This is a genomic window from Bradyrhizobium sp. NP1 (genome assembly GCF_030378205.1).
Lineage (GTDB): Bacteria > Pseudomonadota > Alphaproteobacteria > Rhizobiales > Xanthobacteraceae > Bradyrhizobium.
In genome coordinates this window covers 263,264-289,063 of record NZ_CP127385.1, presented here as the reverse complement: position 1 = coordinate 289,063, position 25,800 = coordinate 263,264, and the positions used below count along the sequence as shown (strand labels likewise).

The window sequence follows — 25,800 nt, the reverse complement described above, 5'->3', positions numbered from 1 at the left end:
ATCTCGTGGTCGGTCGCCGGAGCCGCGCGGCCCAGGAACCGGCCGCTGCGCGGCATGCTCTTCACCCGGCGCACCCGGACTGAATTCCGCGAAATGGCGTTGTGTCCACTTTGGAACCGACGCGTGCGGCCGAATCACTACAGTTGGCATTCCCTTTCCGCGCCAGGGAAAGGGGATGGGGATCGGGGTTTGGTCAAAACGCGCTTTCCAAGAAAGCTGGTCGGCTCAAGCGAACGGCCGGCCAATAATTTGCTGCGCCACCTCGCCAACCGCGACTACGGATTGATTTCGTCTCTGATCGAGCCGATCGATCTCGCGCCCAACGTACTGCTGTACAATTCGGGCGACGAGCTCGATACGCTGTATTTTCCGGCCGGGCCGAGCCTTGCGTCGTTCGTCCTCTCGCTGGAGGATGGACGCGACGTTCAGGCCCTGCTCGTCGGCCGTGAAGGCGTCATCGGCGGCGCTGCCAACCGCAGCCGGCTGGCCCAGGCGCGCATCGTCGTGAAGGTCGGCGGCCCGTTCTACCGATTGCGAGCCAGCAAATTCGAGGCGGCAAGGCGTCAATCGCAATCGTTCCTTGAAGTCTTTGCGCGGTACGCCGACTGCGTGCTGGCGCAGGCTTTCCAAAGCACCGCCTGCAACGCGGCGCATTCCATCGAGCAGAGGGCGGCCAAGTGGATTCTCGCGACGATGGAGCGGACCGGCGAAAAATCCGTTCCCCTCACGCATGAGCAGCTCGCGACCATGCTGGGGGTGGGGCGCAGCTATGCCAGCCGCGTGCTCCAGGCGTTCAAGGCTGCTGGGATACTCGAGACACGCCGTGGATCAATCGTCGTGCGTGATCGCCATGGGCTCTATGCCAGGTCATGCGACTGCAACGCGTGGCTGAGGCGTTATTTTGATGAAGTGCTGAGCGGCGTCTACCCGAAGCTGGCCTGACCGCGCCGCGCCTTATCGCACCCATTCCGTCGTTATCCTGACGCGAAACAGAGGCCCGTCTCGGGTCCGCACTTCCAGTTGCCATGCCCCGCCAGGCCGCAACACATCTTCGATCTCGCGGGCCCGGCGCATCGCCTCCTGCCAGGCCGCCTGGTCGTCCTTCAGGACGTCACCCACTTCGTCTTGCGACGGATGTCCGTTCTCGATGTTGAAGAAGTATTCCGGCATCAGGGCCGAACGTCCGGCCTTGCAAGATGTTCCGCGCGACGGCTACACCGCTGCGGCCGCGGTAACGACCTGCGCCAGAAGCTGCTCGCGCTTGTTGGGTGTCCGCTGGCCCTTCATCGTTTCCGCAAAACGCTCGAGGATGCCGTCCTCGAACGCGGTGACGATGGTGTCGTGCACGTAGCTCTTGCGGCAGATTGCGGGCGTGTTCGACAGCTGGTCGGCGGCGGCGCGGATCGCTTCCAGCACCTGCCTCTTACGGCCGCGCGCGCTCTTCGCCGGTGAAATCCGCGACAGCGACTCCAGCACCACGGCGGAAGCCATCAGGGTGCGGAAATCCTTCAGCGAAATCTTGATGCCGGCGATCTCGCGCAGGAAGCCGTTCACCGTCGTGGTCGAGACCGTGCGGACGGTGCCGGAATTGTCGCGGTACTGGAACATGCGCCGGCCGGGCAGGGTGCGCAGAATGGCGATCGCGCGCACCAGCTTGGCGGCGTCGCATTCCTTGCGCACCGCCTTGCCGCCCTTCGCCTTGAAGGTCAGCACGACGCTGTCGTCTTCCAGCATGACGTTGGATTTCAGCAGCGTGGTGGCCCCACGGGTGCCGTTCAGCCGCGCATAGGATTCGTTGCCGGGCCGGATCGCGGTGCGCGCGATCAGCTCGATCACGGCAGACAGTGCGAATTCGCGGGTCGGCTCGTCACCGGAGAGATTCGCCGACACCTTGCGCCGGATCTTCGGCAGCGCCGCCACGAGTTTCGCGAGCCGATGCGCCTTGCGCTGCTCGCGCACCTTCTCCCAGTCGGCGTGATAGCGGTATTGCAGGCGGCCTGCGGCATCGCGTCCCACCGCCTGCAGATGCGAGCTCGGATCGGGCGAGTAGCGCACCTCGACATAGGCCGGCGGCACCGCCATGGCGTGCAGGCGGCGGATGGTGCGGGCATCGCGGATATGGGCGCCATTGGCGCGAACGAAGGAATAGCCCTTGCCCCGCCGGATGCGGCGGATGGTGAGCTTGTTCTGATCGCCGAGCTTCAGGCCGAGTTCGTGGGCCAGTTCCTCGACGGAGGTCTTGCCGGCAAGCTGCGGTTTCTCGGCCGGCGTTTTGGGCCATTGCCCCAGCGCCTGTGCCAGTGCCACGGCAGGATCGGCGGAAACGGGCCGCGTAGCCACGATATTCTGCTGATCCACCATGGTCGAAAACGCCTTGCTCCGTGTCTTTTCCGGTAATGCCGTCTGACGCGGCTTCGTTCCGGCCGCCCTCCGGGGGCTCGGGGTGGCCATTTAGGGGGTCAAGGCCGGCATGGCGAGTCCGAAATCTTACGGTCGCGGTTATTAGATACCTTTCATGGCACCTATTCGCCCAATAACGTTGATTTTGGGTTGGATCAAAACGCGATTGTGACCGCGACGGTAAACGCAAAGGACACGCGAGCGGGCAAAGCCGACCAAGGTCCGCCTTGTTTCGGAGATGCCGGGCGACGCATAATCGAGGCCAACAATCACAACGCGGTCGGGCCTGGTGGCGCCGATTTGTAGTTCCTGCATCGGTGCGCGGCTTGCGGTTGAGTGGAGGGGACGATGTCCGAGAAAGTTTACGACGTATCCGCTGACTGGGCGAAGCGCGCCTTCGTCGACGACGCCAAGTACCGCGAGATGTATGCCCGCTCGGTGTCGGACCCCAACGGCTTCTGGGCCGAGCAGGCCAAGCGCCTCGACTGGATGAAGGCCCCGCACAAGATCGAGAACTGGTCGTTCGCCCCGGGCAATATTTCGATCAAATATTTCGAGGACGGCGTGCTCAACGCCGCCTGGAACTGCATCGACCGCCACCTGCATACGCGCGGCAATCAGACCGCAATCATCTGGGAAGGCGACGACCCCTCGCAGTCGAAGCACATCACCTACAAGCAGCTGCATGACGAGGTCTGCCGGATGGCCAACATCCTGCGCACCCGCAACGTCAAGAAGGGTGACCGCGTTACCATCTACCTGCCGATGATTCCGGAAGCAGCCTACGCGATGCTGGCCTGCGCGCGCATCGGGGCGATTCACTCGGTGGTGTTCGCCGGCTTCTCGCCTGACAGCCTCGCCCAGCGCATCGAGGACTGCCAGTCCAAGGTGGTCATCACCGCGGATGAGGGCCTGCGCGGCGGTCGCAAGGTGCCGCTAAAGGCCAATGTCGACGCGGCGCTCGCCAAGGTCGACGGCGTCGACTGGGTTGTCGTGGTCCGGCGCACCGGCGCCAATGTCGACATGAAGCCGTCGCGCGATCTCTGGTACCACGAGGCGGCCAAGGTGGTGACCGCCGAATGCCCGGTCGAGCACATGCACGCAGAGGACCCGCTGTTCATCCTCTACACCTCGGGCTCGACCGGCCAGCCCAAGGGCGTGCTGCACACCACCGGCGGCTATCTCGTATTCGCCGCGATGACGCATCAATACGTCTTCGACTATCATGACGGCGACGTCTACTGGTGCACCGCCGACGTCGGCTGGGTCACCGGCCACAGCTACATCCTCTATGGGCCGCTCGCCAACGGCGCCACCACGTTGATGTTCGAGGGCGTGCCGAACTATCCGGACAATTCGCGCTTCTGGAACGTCGTCGACAAGCACAAGGTCAACATCTTCTACACCGCGCCGACCGCGATCCGCGCACTGATGCAGGGCGGCGACGAGCCGGTGAAGAAGACCTCCCGCCAAAGCCTGCGGCTGCTCGGATCGGTCGGCGAGCCGATCAATCCGGAAGCCTGGGAGTGGTACTACCGCGTGGTCGGCGACAGCCGCTGCCCGATCGTCGACACCTGGTGGCAGACCGAGACCGGCGGCATCCTGATCACGCCGCTGCCCGGCGCGACCAAGCTCAAGCCCGGCTCGGCGACACGGCCGTTCTTCGGCGTGGTGCCGGAAATTGTCGACGCCGACGGCAAGACGCTGCAAGGCGAGACAAGCGGCAATCTCTGCATCACCAGGCCCTGGCCGGGAATGATGCGCACGGTTTATGGCGATCACGTCCGCTTCGAGCAGACCTATTTCTCGACCTACAAGGGCAAATACTTCACCGGCGACGGCTGCCGCCGCGACGCCGACGGCTATTACTGGATCACCGGACGCGTCGACGACGTCATCAACGTGTCCGGCCATCGCATGGGCACCGCCGAGGTCGAGAGCTCGCTGGTGGCGCATGAGGCGGTCTCCGAAGCCGCCGTGGTCGGCTATCCCCACGACATCAAGGGCCAGGGCATCTATGCCTATGTCACGCTGATGGCGGGCAAGGAGCCGACCGAGGCGCTGCGCAAGGAGCTGGTCGCCTGGGTCCGCAAGGACATCGGGCCGATCGCGTCCCCCGACCTGATCCAGTTCGCGCCGGGCCTGCCCAAGACACGCTCCGGCAAGATCATGCGCCGCATCCTGCGCAAGATTGCCGAGGACGAGCCGTCGAGCCTCGGCGACACCTCGACGCTGGCCGATCCCGCCGTGGTCGACGATCTCGTGAAGAACCGCCAGAACAAGAAGGGCGCTTCGGCGTAGTAGTCCGGCTCTGGCGTATGATTCGCTGGGCGCGCGCTCGCACGCGAGGCGCGCCCTTCGAGCATCGGCTGTTTCAAATCCAGCTCTTGAAAATGTGAATGCCCGCTCGCGCGCGCAATCCCCGCTTTGCGGCGGTTTTGGCGCCTGATGGCGGCCGAACGCGGACCGCGGCTTTTTTCGCCGCGGGTGTTGTTTTCAGGTCATTTACTTTGATTGCGACATTTCCTTTGTTCCCCGCTGCCAAATGAGACCGGGCACGCGTTGCGGAAACCATCCGGTTAGCGCCTGCGGTTAAAAATGCCCGGACGGCTGAACTAGATGACCGACTTGGACGACCGACTTGGGCAGTCCGGCTTCGGCCGGCTTTACATGAACTGACGCTCCGTTGGGGGGCGAGACGAGGTGAAACGGAGAAGGCAATGTCGATGAGGATCGCGGTGGCGCTCGCGGCCACCTTGGGGGCAAGCCTGATGATGGCGGGTGCGGCCGAGGCCAGCCCGGAACTGGTCACCATGCGGACCGGCGATTATTCGCCGGGCACGATCGTGGTGAGGACCAACGAACGGCACCTGTATCTCATTCTCGATGACGGGCACGCGATGCGCTACCCGGTCGGCGTCGGCAAGTCCGGCAAGCAGTGGGCCGGCACCACGCAGATCGACGGCAAGTATCGCAACCCGGCCTGGTCGCCGCCCGCCGAGGTCAAGCGCGACAAGCCGTTCATGCCCGACGTGATCCCCGGCGGCTCGCCGAAGAACCCGATGGGCGTCGCCGCGATGACGCTGGCCGGCGGCGAATATGCGATCCATGGCACCAACGTGCCCGGCTCGGTCGGCGGCTTCGTTTCCTATGGCTGCATCCGCATGCTGAACACGGATATTTCCGACCTCTATCAGCGCGTCTCGGTCGGCACGACGGTCGTCGTCACGCGCTGATCCGGCACGCCGGAACTTGAGATCGAAAGAGCCGCGCGCTGCGCGGCTCTTTTCATTTTGTCGCGGCGGCAAGTCGCGCGGTTTCAGAAATCCGAGGCGATGCCCTTGCTCTCCCAGTCGCCATAGCGTGTGGGTTCCGGGCCCTTCGGTCCCTGAAACTCCTTCTGCATCGGCTTCGCCTCGGCGGCTGCGGCCTTCCGACGCGCCTCGGCTTCCGCAAGCGCACGCTGGGCCGCCGGCGAAAGCGGCTTGCGCGCGGCTTGCATCGTTGGTGCTGCGGGGTCATCAGTCACGGCAACCTCCCATGCGTCGTGGCGCTTTCGTCATCTAGATCGTAGCACGGTGCTGGAATCGGAAGAGACGATTCTTATATTTGGCATATTCGCATGCCAAAGCTGCGTTTCCAGCCCACAGCGCCTGCTGTGGTGGTTCCGCAGTTCTCTTCGCCTGTGCCGCGAATTCGTCAAGAGAACTTCCGAATCACCACACCAGCACCAGGAATTTGCTAGTGTTCTTTCGAAACTAGCGCCGCGCGCTTTTCCCTCTCAGAGACTTTCCCGCGTCATGCCTGCTCAGCGATTTGCCCGCCCATCCGAAGTGCCTGGTCTTGCGGCGCGGCGGGTCGCGGCGGACATTCTGGATGGCGTCCTGCATCGGCGTCGCACGCTTGACGACCAGCTCGACGGCGCAGCCGCCCATCCCGCGCTGAAGTCGCTCGCCGATCGCGACCGCGCGCTGATGCGCCGGATGGTCGCGACCGTGCTGCGGCGGCTCGGCACGCTTGGCGCACTGCTGGCGCGGCTGCTCGACCGCGGTGTTCCGACCGACGCGCCGCGCGCGCAGAGCGCGCTGCTGATCGGCGCCGCGCAGATCCTGTGGATGGACGTGCCTGATCATGCCGCGGTCGACCTCTCGGTGCGTCTCGTGCAATCGGACCGGCGCGCGGCCAAATATGCCGGCCTCGTCAACGCCGTGCTGCGCCGCTGCGCGCGCGAGGGCCGCGCGATCATCGACGAGCTGAAGCCACAGGCCCTCGACATCCCGCCGTGGATGCTGCAGCGCTGGACCGCGCATTATGGCGAGGCCACCGCGCGCGAGATGGCGCTCGCGCTTGCGCATGAGCCCTCGCTCGACGTCACCGTGAAATCGGACCCCGCGCAATGGGCCGCCCGCCTGCACGGCGAGGTCTTGCCGACCGGCACGGTGCGCACGCTGCTGTCGGGTTCGGTGACCATGCTGCCCGGATTTGGCGAAGGCCAGTGGTGGGTGCAGGACGCCGCCGCGGCGCTGCCGACGCGCCTGTTCGGCGACGTCAGCGGCAAGCGCATCGCCGACCTCTGCGCCGCGCCGGGCGGCAAGACCGCGCAGCTTGCGCTGGCCGGCGCGCGCGTGACCGCGATCGATCGTTCGCCGGCGCGCGTGGCGCGCTTGCGCGAAAACCTGGCGCGGCTCGCGCTTCCCGCCGAGACCATCGTCGCCGACGCCGTCGAATGGCAGGGCGACGCGCAAGGAAATGGCGAAGGTTTCGACGGCGTGCTGGTCGACGCGCCCTGCACCTCGACCGGGACGATCCGCCGTCATCCGGATGTTGCGTGGCTCAGGCAGGAATCCGACTTCACGGCCCTGACCACCTTGCAGCAGCGCCTGCTGCGCAAGGCGGTCACGCTGCTCAAGCCCGGCGGCACGCTGGTCTACTGCACCTGTTCACTGGAACCCGAGGAGGGCGAGCAAGTCATTGCCGCGTTGCTTTCGAGCGAATCCTCGTTGCGGCGGGCGCCGATCGAGGCCGGCGAGGTGGCAGGCCTGGCCTCGATCATCACGGCGGGCGGCGATCTGCGCACCTTGCCTTGCCATTTGCCGAACGAGGACCCGCGCCTTGGCGGGCTCGACGGCTTCTACGCCGCCCGGCTGGTCCGCCTCTAGTATTCGCATCCCCGCGGCGGGGGATAGCGAACGTCAAATCCGCCGCGCTGGCGCCCGGATTTGACAGGCGGCGCCTGTTGCCGCGAGAATCAACGCCGCAAAAAGCGAATGCGCGAGCTTGCAACGGAAGGCCAATGGGAGAACCGGGACACTACTGCCGCCGAGCGGCGCACTGGGACTAAATCCTGATTTTACAACAGTTTTTGCCGCCCCTGGCTGATTCGCGCCTTTTCAAGATGGTGCCAGGGCGGCGTTTCCGGATTAAAAGGATTCGAAGAATCCTCTCCCCTAATCAAGGCAAGGCGTGTCGGTCGCTCACCGCAGACGAATCTCGACGCTGATCATGGGCCGCTTTGCGCGGAACCTGATGGCCCGCGCGAGCGGCGGCTCGGTCGCGTTGTCGCGGCTGTGGCCGGGCCGCACCGACCGGCTGATCATCGCGCCGCACGACCTGCGCACCGCGGACGCCACCCGCGCCGCCGAGATCTATGCCGGCCGTTTCGTATTCGCCGGCAAGATCGTCACCTGCCATGGCCGCTCGATCTTCGATCTCGATCCGCCGTCGGAGGACTGGGAGGCCGCGCTGCTCGGCTTCGGCTGGCTGCGGCATCTGCGCGCCGCCGACACCGCGCTGACCCGCGCCAATGCGCGCACGCTGGTCGACGACTGGATTTCCAACCCGGCGAACAGGCGGCCGATCGCGCGCCGTCCGGACGTGCTGGCGCGCCGCGTGATCTCGCTGTTGTCGCAGGCGCCGCTGGTGCTCGGCGACAGCGACGGAAAATTCTATCGCCGCTACCTGCGCGCGCTGGCCCGCGAAGTGCGCTTCCTGCGCTACGCCACCGTCGACATCACCGACGGCGTGCCGCGGCTGCAGGTCCTGATCGCGCTGTGCTACGTCTCGCTCTGCCTTGCCAACCAGGCGCGTCACATCCGCAGCGCAACGAGAAAGCTCTCCGACGAATTGCAGCGCCAGATCCTGCCCGATGGCGGCCATATCTCGCGCAATCCCGGCGCGATCATCGAGCTCCTGATCGACCTGTTGCCGCTGCGGCAGACCTTTGCCGCGCGCAATATCGCGCCGCCGCCGGCGCTGTTGAACGCGATCGACCGCATGATGCCGATGCTGCGCTTCTTCCGTCACGGCGACGGCAGCTTTGCGTTGTTCAACGGCATGAGCGCGACGCCTTCGGACCTGCTCGCGACGCTGCTCGCCTATGACGACGCGCGCGGCGCGCCGATGGCGAGCATGCCGCATACCGGCTTCCAGCGCCTCGAGGCGGGCGCGATGACCGTGATCATCGACACCGGACCGCCGCCGCCGCCGGCGGTCAGCCAGGATGCCCATGCCGGCTGCCTGTCGTTCGAATTGTCCTCGGGTCCGAGCCGCATCGTCACCAATTGCGGCATGCCGACCACCGGCCGCGACAACTGGCGGACTTTCGCGCGCAGCACGGTGGCGCACTCCACCATGACCTATCACGAGACGTCCTCGTGCCAGTTCGTCGAGCTGACCGCGATGAAACGGCTGTTGCAGGGCGCGCCTGTCGTCAGCGGCCCCACCACTGTCGAAAGCTATCGCGAGGCGGTGCAGAACGGCATGCTGCTCTCGGCCTCGCATGACGGCTACGCCTCCCGCTTCGGCGTGTTTCATCGCCGCGTGCTGATGATCGCGCCCGACGGCTCGCGGCTCGACGGCGAGGACACGATCGCGCCGGTGTCGGGCGCGCGCATGCGCGAGACCGATTACGCCCTGCGCTTTCACCTGCACCCTTCGGTGAAGGCGAGCCGCCTGTCGGACGGCCATGGCGTGATGCTGGTGCTGCCGAACCGCGACGTCTGGACCTTCGAGGCGCTCGACGACAAGGTCGAGCTGGAGGACAGCGTGTTCCTGGCCGGCAATGACGGACCGCGCCGCACCGCCCAGATCGTGATCCGGCAGGATTCCCGCCATGCGCCCTCGGTGCGCTGGAGCTTCGTGCGCTCCACCACGACCCCGGCCAGCACGCGGCGCAACGCCGGCCGCGAGCCGGAACTGCCGCTCTGAGTCATCCCATTGTGGACGCTGCCAAAAACTGCTAACCAGCCAGCGCTTGCGCGACTGGCGACTTTGGATGGAGCACCATCGGGAAGCGCAAGAATATCTGCCGCGCGCCTGGGCAAAAGCATCTCCTGAACAGAGGACCTTGCCCATGACCGACCATCCCCGCCGCGTGACCCGCGCCCTGTTGTCCGTTTCCGACAAGACCGGCCTGATCGAATTTGCAAAAGCGCTCGCCGGCCACGGCGTCGAGCTGGTCTCGACCGGCGGCACTTCAAAAGCGATCGCCGCCGCAGGATTGAAGGTGAAGGACGTCTCGGAGCTGACCGGCTTTCCCGAGATGATGGACGGCCGGGTCAAGACCCTGCATCCCAAGGTGCATGGCGGCCTGCTCGCGATCCGCGACAACAAGGACCACGCTGATGCGATGAAGGCGCACGACATCGCGCCGATCGATCTGCTGGTGGTCAACCTCTATCCGTTCGAAGCGACCGTCGACAAGGGCGCGGGCTTCGAGGAGTGCATCGAGAACATCGACATCGGCGGTCCCGCCATGATCCGCGCCGCGGCCAAGAACCATGACGATGTCGCGGTCGTGGTCGAGGCCGACGATTATCAGGCCGTGCTCGACGAGCTTGCGGCGAACAAGGGCGCGACCACGCTTTCACTGCGCCGGCGGCTTGCCGCCAAGGCCTATGCGCGCACCGCGGCCTATGATGCCGCGATCTCGAACTGGTTCGCCGCGCAGAACAAGACCGAAGCGCCCGACTTCCGCGCTTTCGGCGGGCGCCTCATCCAGTCGCTGCGCTATGGCGAGAACCCGCATCAGTCCGCGGCGTTCTACCGCCTGCCCGACAAGCGCCCTGGGGTTGCCACCGCGCGGCAGGTGCAGGGCAAGGAGCTCTCCTACAACAACATCAACGACACCGATGCGGCCTATGAATGCATCGGCGAGTTCGACGCCAGGCGCACCGCCGCCTGCGTCATCGTCAAGCATGCCAATCCCTGCGGCGTTGCGGAGGGCGCGGACCTCGTGTCCGCCTATCGCAAGGCGCTGGCCTGCGATTCCACCTCGGCCTTCGGCGGCATCGTCGCCGTCAACCGGACGCTCGATGCGGATGCCGCGCGCGCCATCACCGAGATCTTCACCGAGGTGATCATTGCGCCTGCTGCGACGGATGAAGCGATCAAGATCGTCGCGGCGAAGAAGAACCTGCGGCTCCTGCTCGCCGGCGGCCTGCCCGACCCGCGCGCGGCCGGCTTGACCGCCAAGACGGTGGCTGGTGGATTGCTGGTGCAGAGCCGCGACAATGCCGTGGTCGACGACATGGCGCTGAAGACCGTCACGAAACGCGCGCCGACAGACGCCGAGCTGCGCGACCTCAAATTCGCCTTCCGTGTCGCCAAGCACGTCAAGTCCAACACCATCATCTATGCCAAGGATCTCGCGACCGTCGGCATCGGCGCCGGACAAATGAGCCGGGTCGATTCCGCGCGCATCGCCGCGCGCAAGGCGCTCGACGCCGCCGCCGAGCTGAAGCTCGCAGAGCCGCTCACCAAAGGCTCGGTGGTCGCCTCCGACGCGTTCTTCCCGTTTGCCGACGGCATGCTGGCCTGCATCGAGGCCGGCGCCACCGCCGTGATCCAGCCCGGCGGCTCGGTGCGCGACGACGAGGTGATCAAGGCGGCCGACGACCACGGCATCGCCATGGTGTTCACCGGCGTCAGGCATTTCCGGCATTAGCGCGCCCGGGAATGACGGCGCGGGCTAGTCCCGCACCCGCGCGAGCAGCAGCAACCCCACCACGAAGAACGGCACCAGCGTCGCCATGCCGGCCTTCTGGCTGTCGGTTGCCGCGGTGACGATGCCGATCAAGAGCGGGCCGATGAAGGACGTGACCTTTCCGGTCAGCGCGAACAGCCCGAAATATTGCGCGATGCGATCCTTCGGCGCGAGGTGGATCAACAGCGTGCGCGAGGCGGCCTGCAGCGGACCGCCGGCGGCCCCGATCAGGCAGCCAAGCACCAGATAAGCCTTTTCGGCCGGCGCCGCGAACAGCGGCCCATCGGGTACCGGCGGCGTGACGGGGATGAACAGGATCGAATCCTTGCTCACGAGCAGGATCGCGACGATCGAGGCGAGCAGAATCGTCATCGCGCCCGCGATCACGCGCTTTGGCCCGAGCCGGTCGTCGAGCTTGCCGCCGAGCCAGGCGCCAAACGTGCCGGCGATGGCGAGGATGATTCCGAAGGTGCCGATCCGAATCGTGTCCCAGCCGAACGTGCCCGCGGCATAGATTCCGCCGAAGGCGAACAGCGAGACGAGACCATCGGTATAGATCATGTTGGCGAGCAGGAATGCCGCCATCGATTTGCGCCGCGGCAGCTCGGTGAGCGTCTGCTTCAGGTCGGATAGTCCCTCGCGCAGGGCTTCGCGCACCGGCCGCTTCGCCGGATAGTCCGGCGTGAACAGAAACATCGGCATCACGAAGACGACGAACCAGAGGCCGGTGAGCGGCCCCGAGATGCGGTCGCCCTGATGGGTCGCCGGATCGAGCCCGAACAGCGGCTTCAGGCCAAACAGCGTGAGGCCGCTCTCCGGGCTTGCGGCGAGAAAGCCGAGCACGAGGACGAGGCTGAGGATGCCCCCGACATAGCCGGTGGCCCAGCCGGTGCCGGACAGCCGTCCGATCCGCTCGGGCGGCACCAGCGTCGGCATCATCGCGTTGTTGAACACGGTGGCGAATTCCGCGCCGACGGTGGCGATCGAGAAGGCGAGCAAAAGCGGCGGGATCATGCCGACCTCGCCGGGCGCGCCGATCCACATTGCGGACGCGCCGATGACCAGCAGCGCGCCGAAACCGGCGATCCACGGCTTGCGGCGGCCGTTGGCGTCCGCGATCGCGCCCAGCACTGGCGAGAGCAGCGCGATCGCCATGCCGGCGGCCGCGGTGGCGAAACCCCACAGCGATTGCCCGGTCGCGGGATCAGGCGCGACATGGGTGGCGAAATAGGGCGCGAACACGAAGGTCGTGATCAGCGTGAAATAGGGCTGCGCCGCCCAGTCGAAGAAGATCCAGCTCACGACCGCCGTGCGCGACGGATAGGTCGCGCGTGACGTCGCGGGGCCGGCATCCAGGGCAGTCACTGTCATTCAGGAGTGTCCTTTGCAAAAATGCCGTTCGCGATCACGCCGACGCGTTTTGCCATTTCGATGCCGCCCTCTATAGCATGATGACGGCACTGGATTGGCTGACGGCAGCGGCGGAATTTTGATGATCACCATGCTCACCCGGCGAAACCTGATCGCATTTCTGGCGCTCGCGCTTGCGGGCATCACCCCTGTGGCCGCGCAGGACGCGCGCGGCGGAATCAGCGCGCTGTCGCAGCCGCCCGTCACCTCGCGCCACGGCATGGTGGTCGCGCAGGAGAAGATCGCGGCGCGCGTCGGCGCCGACATTCTCAAGCAGGGCGGCAATGCAGTCGACGCCGCGGTCGCCACCGGCTTCGCGATGGCGGTGACCTATCCGCGCGCGGGCAATATCGGCGGCGGCGGCTTCATGGTGATCCACCTGAAGGACCGCGGCGAGGACATCGCGATCGACTATCGCGAGACCGCGCCCGCCGCGACCACGCCGGAGATCTTCCTCGGCGCCGACGGCAAGCCCGACAATGCCAAGTCGCGCGATTCCGCGCTCAGCATCGGCGTGCCCGGCACGGTCGCTGGACTGGCGCTGGCGCTCGAGAAATATGGTTCCGGCAAATTCACCCTTGCCCAGCTCATCCAGCCCGCGATCGCGCTTGCGCGCGACGGCTTTGTGCTGTCCGACGACATGGCCGACACCTTGTCGGCCGCCTTCGAGCGGCGGCTTGTGAAATGGCCGGCCTCGGCCAAGATCTTCGCGCGCGCCGACGGCACCTCGCTGCGCGAGGGCGACAGGCTGGTGCAGCCCGAGCTCGCGGCGACGCTGTCGGCGATCGCAGACCAGGGCCCGCGCGGCTTCTACGAGGGACCGGTTGCGGACAGACTGGCGCTGGCCGTGCGTGACGCCGGCGGCATCATGACGTCGGACGATTTGAAATCCTATTCAGCCACGATCCGCAAGCCGGTGCGCGGCACCTATCGCGGTTTTGACATCGTGTCGATGCCGCTGCCCTCTTCCGGCGGCACGGTGCTTCTCGAGACGCTCAACATCCTCGAAGGCTTCCCGCTTGGCGAGATCAAGCAGGGCTCGGCAGCCTCGCTGCACCTGCTGATCGAGGCGATGAAACGCGCCTATGCCGATCGCGCGCGCTATCTCGGCGATCCCGCCTTCGTCAACGCGCCCGTCCCCGTGATGCTTGCGAAAGACTATGCGGCGAGGCAGCGCGCCACCATCAATCCCGATCGTGCCACCGCGGCCGCCGATGTCGTGACCGCGAAGGTGCTGCGCGAAGGCAGCAACACCACGCATTTCTCCGTTGTCGACGATTTCGGCAACGCGGTCAGCAACACCTATACGCTGAACTTCCCCTACGGCGTCGGCCTCGTCGCCGAAGGCACGGGTGTGCTGCTGAACAACGAGCTCGACGATTTCACCGCCGCGGTCGGCGCCTCCAACGCCTTCGGCCTCGTCGGCTTCGAGGCCAATCTGCCGGGCCCGGGCAAGCGGCCGCTGTCCTCGATGTCGCCGACCATCGTGCTGAAGGACGGCAAGCCGGTGCTGGTGACGGGTTCGCCCGGCGGCAGCCGTATCATCTCGACCGTGCTGCAGGTGATCGTCGATGTGCTCGACTATCGGATGGACGTCGCGGCCGCGGTGTCGGCGCCCCGGCTGCATCACCAGTGGATGCCGGACGAGGTGCGGGTCGAGCGCGGATTCCCTGAACCGGTGCTGGCGCAACTGAAGGCGATGGGCCACGCCATCGTCGAGCCGATGGGCCAGACGTCGGCCAACTCGATTGCGGTGATCGGGGACGAGCTGGTCGGTGCGCCGGACCCGCGGACCCGCGGCGCCGAGGCCGCGAGCTATTAGCAGAAATTCCCCTCACGATTGCCCGCCGGAGTGACCTGCCATGAGCCGCCAGCAAAGCTTCGTTTCGCCCGATGAAGATGCCTGGATCAAGGTGGACTTTCTCCCCGGCGTCGACCTTCTGCCGCTGGCGCAGCCGGTGCCCGAGGGCTCCATTCACCGCGCAAGGCTGGCAAAGGGCACGGTGATCCCGGTTCACACCCATCCCGCCGACGAGTTCGTGCTGGTGCTGTCAGGCACGGTCGAAACCGGCGGACGGCGCTGCGAGGCCGGCACCTTCTGGACGACGCCGGCCGGCGTGCGGCAAGGGCCGCATGTTGCCGTCACCGCCGTCGAATTGCTGACCGTTCGGCTTGGCGCCATGGGACCTTTCGGCGAGGCGGCCTGATCGGTATTTTTCCCGCGCAGTCTTGAACAACGGCGCTGTCCGGCGGTTGATTGCCTGATGACAGGCGCGTCGATCCGCGCCAATTTAGCGCATCATAAGCAAGAATCGCGGCTCCTCGCCAAGGAGGCCGCTGGCGCACTTTTCCGAGGGACCGCCACATGGCCACGACCGAGCGCACGGAAGCGATCGAAGTCGCCTCCATCGAGGACACCAGCCTCCTCGCCTTCTACCGCGACATGAACCCGCCGGAGCGGCACACGTTCTGGGCCTGCGCGTCAGGCTGGGCGCTCGACGGCATGGATTTCCAGATCTATCCGCTGGTCATCGGCACCATCATCGCGCTGTGGAAGGTCGACGCCGGCACCGCCGGGCTCGCCGGCACGGCGACGCTGCTCTCCTCCGCGGTCGGCGGCTGGCTCGGCGGCTACCTCGCCGACCGCATCGGCCGCGTGAAAACGCTGCAGTTCACCATCCTGTGGTTCTCCTTCTTCTCGCTGCTCTGCGCGCTCGCGCAAAGTTTCGACCAGCTCCTGATCGCGCGCGCCCTGCTCGGCCTCGGTTTTGGCGGCGAATGGGCGGCGGGCGCCGTGCTGATGGGCGAGGCGATCCGGCCGCAATATCGTGGCCGCGCGGTCGGCTCGGTGCAGTCCGGCTGGGCGGTCGGCTGGGGCATCGCGGTGCTGGCGCAGGCGATCCTGTTCTCGATCTTCCCCGCCGAGACCGCCTGGCGCTGGATGTTCGTGATCGGCGCGCTGCCAGCGCTTTTGGTGTTTTATCTCCGCCGCTACGTCACCGAGCCCGAGATCGCTGCGGAAACCCGCAACAAGCAGATCGCGAGCGGCGACCAGCCCCCGCTGTGGGAAATATTCGAGGGGCCGATCCTGAAGACCACCATCCTGGCCTCGCTGATGGCGACCGGCTGTCAGGGCGGCTATTACGCGATCACCTTCTGGGTGCCTCAGTTTCTCACCAAGGAGCGTCATCTTTCGATCGTCGGCTCCACGGGCTATCTCGCGACGCTGATCATCGGCTCGTTCGCCGGCTATCTGGTCGGCGCCTGGCTTGCCGACCGTATCGGGCGGCGCAACCTGTTCCTGATCTTCTCGCTCGGAGCGATCGCGGTGGTGCTGCTCTACACGCAATTGCCGCTGTCCAACGAGCTGTTGTGGCTGCTCGGGTTCCCGCTCGGCTTCTTCGCTTCGGGCTATTTCTCCGGCGTCGGCGCCTTCCTCACCGAGCTCTATCCGACACGGTTGCGCGGTTCCGGCCAGGGTTTTTGCTACAATTTCGGCCGCGGCATCGGCGCGCTGTTCCCGTTCCTGGTCGGCGCGCTCTCGGCCTCGACCTCGCTTGCGAATGCGATCGCGATCTTCGCGGTCGCAGCCTACAGCGTGTTCTTCCTCACCGCCTATGCGCTGCCGGAAACGCGCGGGCGGGTGCTGCACGCCAGCACGTGAGGCCATGACGGGCCGGGCGCATGGCCATGCCGCGGAGAGGGATCGTCGCCGCGCTCGCTGCGACGCTTGCACTTGCCGCGGCGGCGGCGCTCCTGTTGCGGCCCGACCGCGCGCTGCGGGTCGCGACCGGCTTCGTCGCCCATGTCGTGTGCAGCAAGAGCTTCGTCTCCGGCTTCGATCCACAGGTCGTGTTTGCCGAGACGACGGAGCGGGAGGGTGTCCGCATCCTGCGGCCGCTCCTGCGTTTCCATGTCGACCGCAACGCTGGGATCGTCGATAGCTCGATCCTCGGCCTGTTTGAAAGCCGCGCCGCCTTCCATGACGGGCTCGGCTGCGTGATGCTGTTCGACGGCGTCGAGCCGTATGTGCTGCGCAGCGATCTGCAGGCCGTGAAGGCGGCGAAGGCGCCGCCGCTGCTGCCCGAGATCGCCGGCGAAGCGGTGGTCGAACCCTCCGATCCCGCGCTGAAAGCGATGCTCGATCACGCCTTCGCGGAACCGGAGACGCCGCCGTTCCGCCGCACCAAGGCTGTCGTCGTCGTGCGCGACGGCCGCATCATCGCCGAGCGCTACGCCAGCGGCATCGGCGCTCACACGCCGCTGATGGGTTTTTCGCTGACCAAGTCGGTGGTCAGCGCCCTGATCGGCATCATGACCCAGCAGGGCCTGACCAGTCCCTCGATCCCGGCGCCGATCGCGGAATGGCGCAGCGCGTCCGATCCCCGGCGTGAGATCGAGGTCGAACATCTGTTGCGCATGACAACCGGCCTCGATCTCGACGAGACCAATTCCGGCTTCGACGCATCGAGCCGGATGCTGCTGCTGCACAACGATATGGCCGCGTTTGCCGTGAAGGCGCGGCCGATTGCTCCACCCGGCACGCGCTGGGCCTATTCCAGCCCGAGCACGCAGTTGCTGGCGCGGATCATCCGCGAGGCGACCGGCGGCCCCGAGCAAAGCCTCGCCTACGCCTGGCGCGAATTGTTCAATCCGCTCGGCATGCGCGATGTCACGCTGGAATTCGACGGCGCCGGCACCTTGCAGGCATCGACCTATATGTTCGCGAGCGCGCGCGACTGGGCGCGCTTCGGCCTGCTTTACCTCAATGACGGCGTAGTCGGCGGCAACCGCATCCTGCACGAGGATTGGGTGGATTTCTCCGCTGCCGCGACGCTCGACACCGACTATGGCGCAGGGTTCTGGACCAACCGGACCGAGCATGGTCTTGCGCCGCTGCGGGCTCGGCATCCCGCACGATGCGTTCTTTGCCTCGGGCGATCTCGGCCAGCGCATCGTCATCATTCCCTCGCAGCACATGGTGGTGGTGCGGCTCGGCGATTCCGTCGATCCCACCGGCGACATGCGTGGGCTCGCACGACTGGTCAAGGAAGCGATCGCGGCGACGCAGAACTAGATGTGACGAGTGAAGATCAGACGCCGTGGCTTGATCAAGCCAGGTTCACGACGCCTGGGTCTGAAGATCACCGCCCCACTTCGTAGGGCCCGCCCTTTTCCAGCGCGCGCTGATAGGCGGGCCGGGCATGGATGCGGTCGAGAAACGCCATCGCCTTGGGATGTCCCTGATCGAGGCCGCCGCGCGCGGCGGCCGCTTCCACGGGAAAGCTCATCTGGATGTCGGCAGCAGTGAAGTCGTTGCCGGCGAACCATTCGGTCTTGCCGAGCTCGCCCTCCCAATACGCCATGTGCTGCCGGAGCTGCGGATTGACCAGGGTCGCGATCGCCTGGTTGGAGATCTTGCGCACCACTGGCCGCAGCAGCGCCGGCGCCCGCTTCGGCATCAGCGTGAACAGGAGCTTCAGCAGCAAAGGCGGCATCGCCGAGCCCTCGGCGTAGTGCAGCCAATAGGTGTAGCGCAGCCGTTCCGGCGTGTTCGGCGGCGGAATCAGCCGGCCATTGCCGTAGGTCGTGACCAGATATTCGACGATCGCACCCGACTCCGCGATGGTGTTGCCGTTGTCGGTGATGACGGGCGACTTGCCGAGCGGATGGATGGCGCGCAATTCGGGCGGCGCGCGCATGTCGGGCCGCCGCTGGTAACGCACGATCTCGTAAGGCACGCCGAGCTCTTCGAGCAGCCACAGCACGCGCTGCGAGCGCGAATTGTTGAGATGATGCACCGTCAGCATGGCGTTCCCCTTCCCCGTATCGCGGGGCTTGGTGCCAGCGGCGCCGGCGAATGTCGAGCTATGCGATGGTCGCGGATATTTTACCCGGATGATATTGACGGCGCATTTTTGCCCGGGTAATAAATGGACCGAATCAGGAGTAGCCCCATGTCGCAAACCTTCACTGCCTTCAAAGGCTTGAGCCGGCTGGCGTCAGGCCCGCTCTCCGAGGTGGCGCTTGCCGTGCAAAAGGCGGGGCCGCAGGCCGCCGAGCCAATTGCCATCTTCAGCGACGCGACCGGTCGCGCGGTCGATCTCGACCTGCGCGGCGACGAACGCGCGCTCTCGGCGCGCTTCGCCGAGCCGGCTGCGCCGCCCCCGGCGGAGGAACCGGCATCGGAGGAGCCGCGCGGACGCGGCCGGCCGAAGCTCGGCGTCGTCGCGCGCGAGGTCACGCTGCTGCCGCGGCACTGGGAATGGCTGAACGGGCAGCCGGGCGGAGCGTCGGTGGCGCTGCGCAAGCTGGTCGAGGAGGCGCGACGGCTGAACGGCGACCGCGATCGCGAGCGGGCCGCGCGCGAGGCCGCCTATCACTTCATGTCGGCGATCGCGGGCAATCTGCCCGGCTTCGAGGAGGCCGCGCGCGCGCTGTTCGCCGACAACCGCCGCCGCTTCGTCAGCCAGATCGCGGCCTGGCCGGCGGACATTCGCGACCACCTCGTCAAGCTCGCCTATAGCGACCGCGCCGAATAGCGCGGTCGCGCCCCGGCGCGCCACAAAAATTTCTGCATCAAGACACCGCTACCCGCGCGGCATCGATCCGCCGCGCCAACAACAGGAATAACAACCATGCCCGCGCTCTCGGATCGCCTGAAACCCTTCCTGGCCTTTCTCGGCCCGATGATGCTGAGCAACGTGCTCCAATCGCTGTTCGGCACCATCAACAACGTCTATCTCGGCCAGATGATCGGCGTAGACGCGCTCGCCGCCGTCTCGGTCTTCTTTCCGGTGCTGTTCTTCTTCATTGCCTTCGTGATGGGGCTGGGCTCTGGCGCGACGGTATTGATCGGACAGGCCTGGGGCGCCGGCAAGCTCGATCGCGTCAAGGCGGTGGCGGGCACGACGTTCACCGTCGCATTGCTGCTGGGCCTGACGATCGCCATTGGCGGCGGCCTGTTCGGCCGCCAGCTCTTGATCATGCTCGCGACGCCACCGGACATTCTCGACGCCGCCGACGGCTATGCCCGGATCATGATGGTGGCAATGCCGCTGAGCTTCGTCTACGTGCTGCTGACGGGAATGCTGCGCGGCGTCGGCGACACCGTCACCCCGCTCTACGCCCTGATACTCTCGACCGCGACCGGACTGGCGCTGACGCCGGTTTTCATCCGCGGCTGGCTCGGCCTGCCGCAGCTCGGCGTCGCCAGCGCGGCCTGGGCGTCGGCGATCTCGGCCAGCTTTGCCGTGCTGTGGCTTTCGTTCGAGCTGCGCCGCCGCTGCCATGCGCTCGCCTTCGATGCCGCATTTCTGCGCGCGATGCGGCCGGATGGCGCGCTGCTGCGGACGGTGCTGCGACTCGGCATCCCCTCCGCGATGGGCATGGTCGTGATGTCGCTCGCGGAGCTGGTGCTGATCGGCCTCGTCAACGGTTTCGGCTCCAGCGCCACCGCGGCCTATGGCGCAGTCGGCCAGGTGATGAGCTATGCGCAATTCCCGGCGATGTCGATCGCGATCACGGTCTCGATCTTCGGCGCCCAGGCAATCGGCCGCGGCAAATCCGGCGACATCGGCACCATCGTGCGCACCGGCCTCGAGTTGAACCTGGTTCTCACCGGCGGCCTGGTCGCGCTGGGCTACTTGTTCTCGCGCACCCTGATGAGCTTCTTCATCACCGACGCGGCCGTGCTCGAGCTGGCGCAGGGCCTCTTGCATATCGTGCTGTGGAGCACCGTGCTGTTCGGCATGGCCTACGTGTTTTCCGGCGCGATGCGCGCCAGCGGAACGGTGTGGATGCCGCTCCTGATCTCGATATTCGCGATCACCGTGATCGAGGTGCCTTCCGCCTTCCTGCTCAGCCGCGTGATCGGGCTGGAAGGCATATGGGCGGCCTATCCGATCACCTTCGGCGCCATGTTCCTGCTGCAGATGGCCTATTACCGGCTGGTGTGGCACAAGAAGACGATCCGGCGCCTGATCTAGAGCGCTTTCGAGCGAAGTGGGTACCGGTTCGCGTGAAGAAAACGCGTCAAAACAAGAATCTAGAGCATCGATTCTGATTCCATCAGAACCGATGCTCCAGTCGAGCGGATTTGACGTTCGCCGCCTATATGATGGGCATCATCGGACCCGTGGACGCGCCGCGCCGGCTGCGCCACAATGGGTTGACGGATCATCGAAACGCCGCGCGGCGGACGCGGCTCGCCGCGGCGGCGACAAGAAACGGGAGATGAAGCATGCGTGTTCTCGTGGTCGGCGCCGGTGCGATCGGCGGATATTTCGGCGGCAGGCTGCTGCAGGCGGGCAAGGACGTCACCTTCCTGGTGCGGCCGCGCCGCGCCTCGGAGCTGGCAAGCGCGGGCCTCGTGATCAAAAGCCCCCATGGCGATGTGACGCTGAAGAACCCGCCGACGGTTCAGGCCGATGCGATCAAGGACAAGTTCGACGTCGTGCTGCTGAGCTGCAAGGCGTTCGACCTTGCCGATGCCATCAACTCCTTTGCGCCGGCGGTCGGCGACAAGACCGCGATCATTCCGCTGCTCAACGGCATGCTGCATCTCAACATCCTCGACGAGCGGTTCGGCCGCGAGCGCGTGCTCGGCGGCCTCTGCGCGATCGCGGTCACGCTGAACGAGAAGCGCGAGGTGGTGCAGCTCGCGCCGATGCAGTCGCTCGGGTTCGGCGAGCGCGACGGCCGGTTGAGCGACCGCGTGCGCGCCATCGCCGACGTCTTTGCGTCGGGCCAATTCGGCGCGGCGGCAAGCCAGAACGTCATGCAGGACATGTGGGAGAAATGGGTGTTCCTGGCGACGCTCGCCGCCTCGACCAGCCTGATGCGCGCCGCGGTCGGCCACATCATCGCGGCGCCCGGCGGCAAGGACTTCCTGCTCGGCATGCTGGATGAATGCAGCGCGATCGCCAAGTCCGCAGGCCACGAGCCGAGCGGACCGTTCTTCCAGCGCGTCAAGGGCCAGCTCGCGCTGGAAGGCTCGCCTTTGACCGCCTCGATGTTCCGCGACATCAAGGCGGGCCTGCCGGTCGAAGCCGACCATGTGATCGGCGATCTCATCGCCCGCGCGGATGCGGCGAAGATTCCGGTGCCGAAGCTGCGCACCGCCTACACGCATCTGAAGGCCTACGAGAACCAGCGGGCGTGATCACCCATCCCTTCCAGGGGGGATGAAGAGTCACAGATGCGCGAGATAATGCGCCAGCGCGGTGATCTCCTCGTCGCTCAAGGGATAGGCGACGTCGGCCATCGCGGCCTGGCCGCCACCGACGCGCTGGCCGGCCTTGTAGTCGTGCAGCGCTTTCACGAGATATTCCTCGCGCTGTCCGGCGAGCCGCGCGACCGCCTTGGTGCCGGCGAAATTGTCGGTATGGCAGGAGGCGCAGCGCCGCCCGACTGCGGCCTGCGCGCCCTTCTTCGAGAGATCCGGATCGTCGTCGGCCGGTGGCTTTGGCGGCGTCAGCGAGGAGAAATAGGCCCCGAGGTTGCGGATGTCCTCGTTGGTGATCTGCTCGACGATCGGCTGCATTTGCTCGTTCTTGCGGGCGCCGGCGCGAAAATACACCAGTTGCCACTGGATGAACTGGTCGGGCTGGCCCGCGAGCGAAGGGATGTTCTCCATCTGCGAGATCCCGTTGTCGCCGTGACAGCCGGCGCAGACCTCGGCCTTTTGCTTGCCCGCGGCGACATCGGCCGCGTGCGCAAACGAGCTGCACGCAATCGTTGCGGCAAGCAGAGCTCCGCCTAACGTAACTCGCATCCGAACTCCTCCCCGTCATTGCCGGGCTTGACCCGGCAATCCATCCCGACAAAAGCGCTTTTATGATGGATGCCCGGATCAAGTCCGGGCATGACGCGCGTGATGAAGGCGCCCGACAGTTGAAACAATGGAGGCTGCGGCCGCGCGCCCTGCGCAAGCCGCAGCCTCCAAATTCAAAAAAGCGCCTACTTCTTCGCGGCCGCGGTGCCGTTGCCGCCGTAGCTGATGCGATAGATCGCACCGGCCCAGTCGTCGGCGACGAGGATCGAGCCATCCTTGGCGAGGACGATGTCGGCGGGACGGCCAAGATAGCCCTGGTCGCCTTCGATCCAGCCGGACGCGAACACCTCCTGCTTGGCGTTCTTGCCGTCGGGATCGGCGGTCACGCGCACGATGCGGCCGCCCTGGTATTTATGCCGGTTCCAGGAGCCGTGCTCGGCGATCAGCATCGAGTTCTTGTATTCGGCGGGGAACTGGTCGCCGGTATAGAACTTCATGCCGAGCGGCGCGACATGGGCGCCGAGGTTGAGTGCGGGCGGCGAAAACTCCGCGCAGGTATGACCCATCGCGAATTTCGGATCCGGCATGTCGCCCTGGTGGCAATAGGGATAGCCGAAATGCTCGCCGATCTTGTTGATCACGTTCAGCTTGTCCGAGGGCAGGTCGTCGCTGATCCAGTCCCGCGCATTTTCCGTGAACCAGTATTTGCCGCTGCGCGGATCGACGTCGCCGCCCACCGAGTTGCGGACGCCGAGCGCCCAGACCTCGGCATTGCCGGTCTTCGGATCGACGCGGCGGATCTGCGACACGCTGGTCGGGGGAATGCCGATGTTGAAGGGCGGTCCGAACGGAATGTAGAACCAGCCGTCCTTGTCGACGGCGATGTATTTCCAGCCATGCGCGGCATAGGAAGGCATGTCGTCATAGACCACCTTGCCCTGGCCGAGATTGTCGAGATTGGCCTCCGCATTGTCGTAGCGGATCAGCTTGTCGACCGCGATGACGTAGAGCGCGCCGTCCCTGAAGGCGAGCCCGGTCGGCATGTTGAGGCCCTTGAGGATGGTCTTGACCTCCTTCTTGCCGTCCTTGTCGGTGATCGCATAGACGTTGCCGAGGCCGAACGAGCCGACGAACAGCGTGCCCTTGTCGCCCCAGGCCATCTGCCGCGCGGCGAGCACGTTGGGCGCCCACACCTCGATCTTGAAGCCGTCAGGCAGCTTGATCTTCTTGATCAGCGCGGCGAGCTCGGCTTCGGAAGCGCCGGTCGGCGGCCCTGACGGCGGCGCCAGTCCCTTCTGCGCGTCGGTCTCGTCGCCGAGGAACCAGTCATCCGGCGGGTGGGTCCAGAAGTCCTTGGTGCCGGATTCGTATTTCTTCAGCGGCCGGTTGTCCTGCGCCTGCGCGCGCGTGAGGCTTGTTCCCGCGATCAGCGCCGCGGCGGCGAGCAAAAGAACGGATCGATGCAAAATCGACTTCATCGGCGTCACTCCCTGTGCAGCCGGGACGGCTGCTTATTTTATTTTGAGCGCTTAGAGAGACGAAATTTCGTCTGCCCGGGGCCAGACGCCAAAATGTTAGCACATCCGAAGGCTGTGAGAAGCGCGCGATGCGCGCACAATCGTGGCGCCGGTCGGGAAGAGGCGCGATGTTCCCCGCGTATGGTCCAGATCCGTTCGCGCTGGCTTCAGCGGGCGCCGGCCGCAACCAGGATCTGCGCAATCCTGGAATAGCCGCGTTTCACGGCGTGCTGGAGCGGCGTCATGCCCTCGCCGTCGGCACGATTCACATTGGCCTTCGCGTCGATCAGCGCCTGCACGATCTCTTGATGTCGCTCGCCACCGTCGCTCAGGATGATCGCCTCCAGAAGCGCTGTCCAGTTGAGCTTGTTGACGTGATCGACGTCGACGCCCGCCGCGATCAGCGTGCGCACCGTGTCGACATGGCCGCGCTCGGCGGCCGGAATGAGGGCGGTGCCGCCATAGCGGTTCGTGCTCTTCAGGTCGGCCCCATGCGCGAGTGTCAGCTTGAGGATTTCGAGATGGCCGCGCGCACCGGCATAAAGGTAGGGGCTGTCATTGATATTGTCCTTGGCATTGACGTCGGCGCCGGCCTCGATCAGCGCTTTGGCGGCGGTGACCTGGTTCGCATGGGTTGCGACCAGGAGCGCGGTGCGCCCCTCGCTGTCGCGCGCATCGATCCTCGCGCCCGCGGCAAGGCGTTGGTTGATCTCTGCGACGTCGCCCCTGGCGGCGGCCATATGGAGTCGGGTCTCGTTCATGTCTGGTCCGGAAGCAGCATGGGAAAGCGACATCAAGGCCAGCAAGGCCGACACGAGGATCGCGCAAGGTCTCAGCATTCTGCGGTCTTCGATATCGTCCGGCACGAGGCTGGCCAGGCATTGACCACGCCAAAAAAGACACGCCAAAAAAAAAGAAGGGCCGCTTTCGCGGCTCTTTCCCTTGGCGCTCTGAAATCTTTCGGGAAATTGGAGCGGGCGAAGGGGCTCGAACCCTCGACCCCGACCTTGGCAAGGTCGTGCTCTACCACTGAGCTACACCCGCATCCGTTGACGGCGGTGCCGGCAACGGCAGACCTATGCCAAAAGCGGCCGGTGAATGCAACAGTTTGCGCAACGATCAATATCGGCCCGGCCAGGGCCTCAAATCACGGCCAAAGCCGCCGAATCGGCCCGGAACCATGCGCCGAGGGCCGCCAATGTTCCACTTGCGCCGCATCCGGCCCGCCGCCCAGTACCGTGCGCAGCGAGGTCAGCCGCGCCGGCTCACAGTCGAAGCTCGCCCACCATTCGACGAAGGCGTGGTCGCCGTCGACGACCGGGGTGACCCGCAACGTCGCCATGAAGCCTTCAACGGGCAGGGAGGGCGGGCCGCAGAATTCATAGGTCTGGGAGCGCTCGACGTCCGACAGCGCCAGCAGCCGCTGCCGGATGCGACGCTCCCGGTAGAACACGTTGCGAACCGCGCCGACCGTGTCGCCGGACTTGCCGTCCTCGATCTCGCTGATGCCTTCGCCGTTGACCCAGACCGAATAGTTGTTGAAGTCGCGGATCGCAGCCCAGACCACCGTGGCCGGCTGCTCGAAGACGGTGCTGTAATAGGCCTTTGTCATGCCAGGCGGTGTCCTTGAGGCTTCGATTGGCCGACAATGGCCGGAAAAGGCGGGCAGGCCCACCCGATAACCGATCGCCCTGGCGACCGCGGAACCAATTGAA

22 protein-coding genes, 1 tRNA gene and 1 riboswitch are annotated in these 25,800 nt (G+C 65.9%); of the genes, 13 read left to right on the top strand and 10 right to left on the bottom strand.

Features of this window, described 5'->3' with window-relative positions:
- Positions 1-189 precede the first annotated feature (189 nt).
- Entirely contained in the window at positions 190-942 is a 753-nt protein-coding gene (locus tag QOU61_RS01350; protein WP_289656357.1) for a Crp/Fnr family transcriptional regulator, read from the top strand.
- Between the two features lie 12 nt (positions 943-954).
- Here the strand turns inward: QOU61_RS01350 and QOU61_RS01345 are convergent, their stop codons facing one another.
- Together QOU61_RS01345 and QOU61_RS01340 are read right to left on the bottom strand one after the other, a co-directional pair.
- Positions 955-1,170, bottom strand: a complete 216-nt coding sequence (locus QOU61_RS01345; RefSeq protein ID WP_289656356.1) for a DUF6894 family protein — start codon at positions 1,168-1,170, stop codon at positions 955-957.
- A gap of 42 nt (positions 1,171-1,212) precedes the next feature.
- Positions 1,213-2,361, bottom strand: a complete 1,149-nt coding sequence (locus QOU61_RS01340) for a DNA topoisomerase IB (protein WP_289656355.1) — start codon at positions 2,359-2,361, stop codon at positions 1,213-1,215.
- Positions 2,362-2,748: 387 nt separating this feature from the next.
- Here QOU61_RS01340 and acs point away from each other — a divergent pair, with 387 nt between their 5' ends.
- Both acs and QOU61_RS01330 read left to right on the top strand, forming a co-directional pair.
- Positions 2,749-4,701 carry an acetate--CoA ligase gene (acs, locus tag QOU61_RS01335; protein ID WP_289656354.1) on the top strand — a complete coding sequence of 651 codons (1,953 nt, stop codon included), beginning with the start codon at positions 2,749-2,751 and terminating at the stop codon, positions 4,699-4,701.
- 419 nt (positions 4,702-5,120) lie between these two features.
- Entirely contained in the window at positions 5,121-5,636 is a 516-nt protein-coding gene (locus QOU61_RS01330; protein ID WP_289656353.1) for a L,D-transpeptidase, read from the top strand.
- An 83-nt stretch (positions 5,637-5,719) separates the two neighbouring features.
- On the opposite strand, the gene QOU61_RS01325 is transcribed toward QOU61_RS01330, so the two are convergent.
- Positions 5,720-5,902, bottom strand: a complete 183-nt coding sequence (locus tag QOU61_RS01325; RefSeq protein ID WP_289662161.1) for a DUF1674 domain-containing protein — start codon at positions 5,900-5,902, stop codon at positions 5,720-5,722.
- A 298-nt stretch (positions 5,903-6,200) separates the two neighbouring features.
- Between QOU61_RS01325 and QOU61_RS01320 the strand changes: the two genes are divergently transcribed.
- The 3 genes from QOU61_RS01320 (at position 6,201) to purH (ending at position 11,344) form a co-directional block, all read left to right on the top strand.
- A complete protein-coding gene (locus QOU61_RS01320; protein ID WP_289656352.1) occupies positions 6,201-7,559 on the top strand; it encodes an RsmB/NOP family class I SAM-dependent RNA methyltransferase in 1,359 nt (452 codons plus the stop codon).
- 343 nt (positions 7,560-7,902) lie between these two features.
- On the top strand, positions 7,903-9,606 hold the full coding sequence (locus QOU61_RS01315; protein WP_289662159.1) for a heparinase II/III family protein: 1,704 nt from the start codon (positions 7,903-7,905) through the stop codon (positions 9,604-9,606).
- A gap of 40 nt (positions 9,607-9,646) precedes the next feature.
- Positions 9,647-9,727, top strand: a riboswitch (ZMP/ZTP riboswitch).
- A 24-nt stretch (positions 9,728-9,751) separates the two neighbouring features.
- Complete coding sequence (gene purH, locus QOU61_RS01310) at positions 9,752-11,344, top strand: bifunctional phosphoribosylaminoimidazolecarboxamide formyltransferase/IMP cyclohydrolase (protein ID WP_289656351.1); 1,593 nt, start codon at positions 9,752-9,754, stop codon at positions 11,342-11,344.
- A 24-nt stretch (positions 11,345-11,368) separates the two neighbouring features.
- On the opposite strand, the gene QOU61_RS01305 is transcribed toward purH, so the two are convergent.
- The gene (locus tag QOU61_RS01305) at positions 11,369-12,754 is read right to left on the bottom strand and encodes an MFS transporter (protein ID WP_502876871.1); all 1,386 of its coding nucleotides are present in this window, start codon (positions 12,752-12,754) and stop codon (positions 11,369-11,371) included.
- 121 nt (positions 12,755-12,875) lie between these two features.
- On the opposite strand from QOU61_RS01305, the gene ggt reads away from it, so the two are divergent.
- From ggt to QOU61_RS01285, 4 genes are all read left to right on the top strand, one after another.
- The gene (gene ggt / locus QOU61_RS01300; protein WP_289656350.1) at positions 12,876-14,615 is read left to right on the top strand and encodes a gamma-glutamyltransferase; all 1,740 of its coding nucleotides are present in this window, start codon (positions 12,876-12,878) and stop codon (positions 14,613-14,615) included.
- A gap of 40 nt (positions 14,616-14,655) precedes the next feature.
- Positions 14,656-15,000 carry a cupin domain-containing protein gene (locus tag QOU61_RS01295; protein WP_289656349.1) on the top strand — a complete coding sequence of 115 codons (345 nt, stop codon included), beginning with the start codon at positions 14,656-14,658 and terminating at the stop codon, positions 14,998-15,000.
- Positions 15,001-15,158: 158 nt separating this feature from the next.
- Complete coding sequence (locus tag QOU61_RS01290; protein ID WP_289656348.1) at positions 15,159-16,457, top strand: MFS transporter; 1,299 nt, start codon at positions 15,159-15,161, stop codon at positions 16,455-16,457.
- Positions 16,458-16,483: 26 nt separating this feature from the next.
- The gene (locus QOU61_RS01285) at positions 16,484-17,956 is read left to right on the top strand and encodes a serine hydrolase domain-containing protein (protein ID WP_289656347.1); all 1,473 of its coding nucleotides are present in this window, start codon (positions 16,484-16,486) and stop codon (positions 17,954-17,956) included.
- Here QOU61_RS01285 and QOU61_RS01280 read toward each other — a convergent pair.
- The gene (locus tag QOU61_RS01280) at positions 17,938-18,603 is read right to left on the bottom strand and encodes a glutathione S-transferase family protein (RefSeq protein WP_289656346.1); all 666 of its coding nucleotides are present in this window, start codon (positions 18,601-18,603) and stop codon (positions 17,938-17,940) included. The genes QOU61_RS01285 and QOU61_RS01280 overlap by 19 nt on opposite strands.
- Before the next feature lie 147 nt (positions 18,604-18,750).
- Between QOU61_RS01280 and QOU61_RS01275 the strand changes: the two genes are divergently transcribed.
- The 3 genes from QOU61_RS01275 (at position 18,751) to panE (ending at position 21,956) form a co-directional block, all read left to right on the top strand.
- Positions 18,751-19,335 carry a DUF2239 family protein gene (locus tag QOU61_RS01275; protein ID WP_289656345.1) on the top strand — a complete coding sequence of 195 codons (585 nt, stop codon included), beginning with the start codon at positions 18,751-18,753 and terminating at the stop codon, positions 19,333-19,335.
- Positions 19,336-19,431: 96 nt separating this feature from the next.
- The gene (locus QOU61_RS01270; protein WP_289656344.1) at positions 19,432-20,781 is read left to right on the top strand and encodes an MATE family efflux transporter; all 1,350 of its coding nucleotides are present in this window, start codon (positions 19,432-19,434) and stop codon (positions 20,779-20,781) included.
- Positions 20,782-21,035: 254 nt separating this feature from the next.
- Entirely contained in the window at positions 21,036-21,956 is a 921-nt protein-coding gene (gene panE, locus QOU61_RS01265; RefSeq protein WP_289656343.1) for a 2-dehydropantoate 2-reductase, read from the top strand.
- Positions 21,957-21,986: 30 nt separating this feature from the next.
- Here the strand turns inward: panE and QOU61_RS01260 are convergent, their stop codons facing one another.
- The 5 genes from QOU61_RS01260 to QOU61_RS01240 all read right to left on the bottom strand — a co-directional run bounded on the left by QOU61_RS01260 (position 21,987) and on the right by QOU61_RS01240 (position 25,697).
- Positions 21,987-22,568, bottom strand: coding sequence for a c-type cytochrome (locus tag QOU61_RS01260; RefSeq protein ID WP_289656342.1), 582 nt, complete (start codon positions 22,566-22,568; stop codon positions 21,987-21,989).
- A gap of 185 nt (positions 22,569-22,753) precedes the next feature.
- Entirely contained in the window at positions 22,754-24,046 is a 1,293-nt protein-coding gene (locus QOU61_RS01255; protein ID WP_289656341.1) for a PQQ-dependent sugar dehydrogenase, read from the bottom strand.
- A gap of 206 nt (positions 24,047-24,252) precedes the next feature.
- Positions 24,253-24,924: an ankyrin repeat domain-containing protein gene (locus tag QOU61_RS01250; protein WP_289656340.1), complete on the bottom strand. Its 672-nt coding sequence runs from the start codon at positions 24,922-24,924 to the stop codon at positions 24,253-24,255.
- A 130-nt stretch (positions 24,925-25,054) separates the two neighbouring features.
- Positions 25,055-25,129: transfer RNA gene (locus QOU61_RS01245), tRNA-Gly, on the bottom strand.
- 103 nt (positions 25,130-25,232) lie between these two features.
- Complete coding sequence (locus QOU61_RS01240; protein WP_289656339.1) at positions 25,233-25,697, bottom strand: SRPBCC family protein; 465 nt, start codon at positions 25,695-25,697, stop codon at positions 25,233-25,235.
- Positions 25,698-25,800 lie beyond the last annotated feature (103 nt).

Bases quoted from the DNA above. Each gene is read 5' to 3' on its own strand.
- QOU61_RS01240 (WP_289656339.1), bottom strand. From the start codon at position 25,697: ATGACAAAGGCCTATTACAGCACCGTCTTCGAGCAGCCGGCCACGGTG.
- QOU61_RS01345 (WP_289656356.1), bottom strand. From the start codon at position 1,170: ATGCCGGAATACTTCTTCAACATCGAGAACGGACATCCGTCGCAAGAC.
- QOU61_RS01340 (WP_289656355.1), bottom strand. From the start codon at position 2,361: ATGGTGGATCAGCAGAATATCGTGGCTACGCGGCCCGTTTCCGCCGAT.
- QOU61_RS01275 (WP_289656345.1), top strand. From the start codon at position 18,751: ATGTCGCAAACCTTCACTGCCTTCAAAGGCTTGAGCCGGCTGGCGTCA.
- purH (WP_289656351.1), top strand. From the start codon at position 9,752: ATGACCGACCATCCCCGCCGCGTGACCCGCGCCCTGTTGTCCGTTTCC.
- QOU61_RS01330 (WP_289656353.1), top strand. From the start codon at position 5,121: ATGTCGATGAGGATCGCGGTGGCGCTCGCGGCCACCTTGGGGGCAAGC.
- QOU61_RS01295 (WP_289656349.1), top strand. From the start codon at position 14,656: ATGAGCCGCCAGCAAAGCTTCGTTTCGCCCGATGAAGATGCCTGGATC.
- QOU61_RS01290 (WP_289656348.1), top strand. From the start codon at position 15,159: ATGGCCACGACCGAGCGCACGGAAGCGATCGAAGTCGCCTCCATCGAG.
- QOU61_RS01255 (WP_289656341.1), bottom strand. From the start codon at position 24,046: ATGAAGTCGATTTTGCATCGATCCGTTCTTTTGCTCGCCGCCGCGGCG.
- QOU61_RS01325 (WP_289662161.1), bottom strand. From the start codon at position 5,902: ATGCAAGCCGCGCGCAAGCCGCTTTCGCCGGCGGCCCAGCGTGCGCTT.
- QOU61_RS01305 (WP_502876871.1), bottom strand. From the start codon at position 12,754: ATGACAGTGACTGCCCTGGATGCCGGCCCCGCGACGTCACGCGCGACC.
- QOU61_RS01260 (WP_289656342.1), bottom strand. From the start codon at position 22,568: ATGCGAGTTACGTTAGGCGGAGCTCTGCTTGCCGCAACGATTGCGTGC.
- QOU61_RS01315 (WP_289662159.1), top strand. From the start codon at position 7,903: ATGGGCCGCTTTGCGCGGAACCTGATGGCCCGCGCGAGCGGCGGCTCG.
- ggt (WP_289656350.1), top strand. From the start codon at position 12,876: ATGATCACCATGCTCACCCGGCGAAACCTGATCGCATTTCTGGCGCTC.
- panE (WP_289656343.1), top strand. From the start codon at position 21,036: ATGCGTGTTCTCGTGGTCGGCGCCGGTGCGATCGGCGGATATTTCGGC.
- QOU61_RS01320 (WP_289656352.1), top strand. From the start codon at position 6,201: ATGCCTGCTCAGCGATTTGCCCGCCCATCCGAAGTGCCTGGTCTTGCG.
- QOU61_RS01285 (WP_289656347.1), top strand. From the start codon at position 16,484: ATGCCGCGGAGAGGGATCGTCGCCGCGCTCGCTGCGACGCTTGCACTT.
- acs (WP_289656354.1), top strand. From the start codon at position 2,749: ATGTCCGAGAAAGTTTACGACGTATCCGCTGACTGGGCGAAGCGCGCC.
- QOU61_RS01270 (WP_289656344.1), top strand. From the start codon at position 19,432: ATGCCCGCGCTCTCGGATCGCCTGAAACCCTTCCTGGCCTTTCTCGGC.
- QOU61_RS01280 (WP_289656346.1), bottom strand. From the start codon at position 18,603: ATGCTGACGGTGCATCATCTCAACAATTCGCGCTCGCAGCGCGTGCTG.
- QOU61_RS01250 (WP_289656340.1), bottom strand. From the start codon at position 24,924: ATGCTGAGACCTTGCGCGATCCTCGTGTCGGCCTTGCTGGCCTTGATG.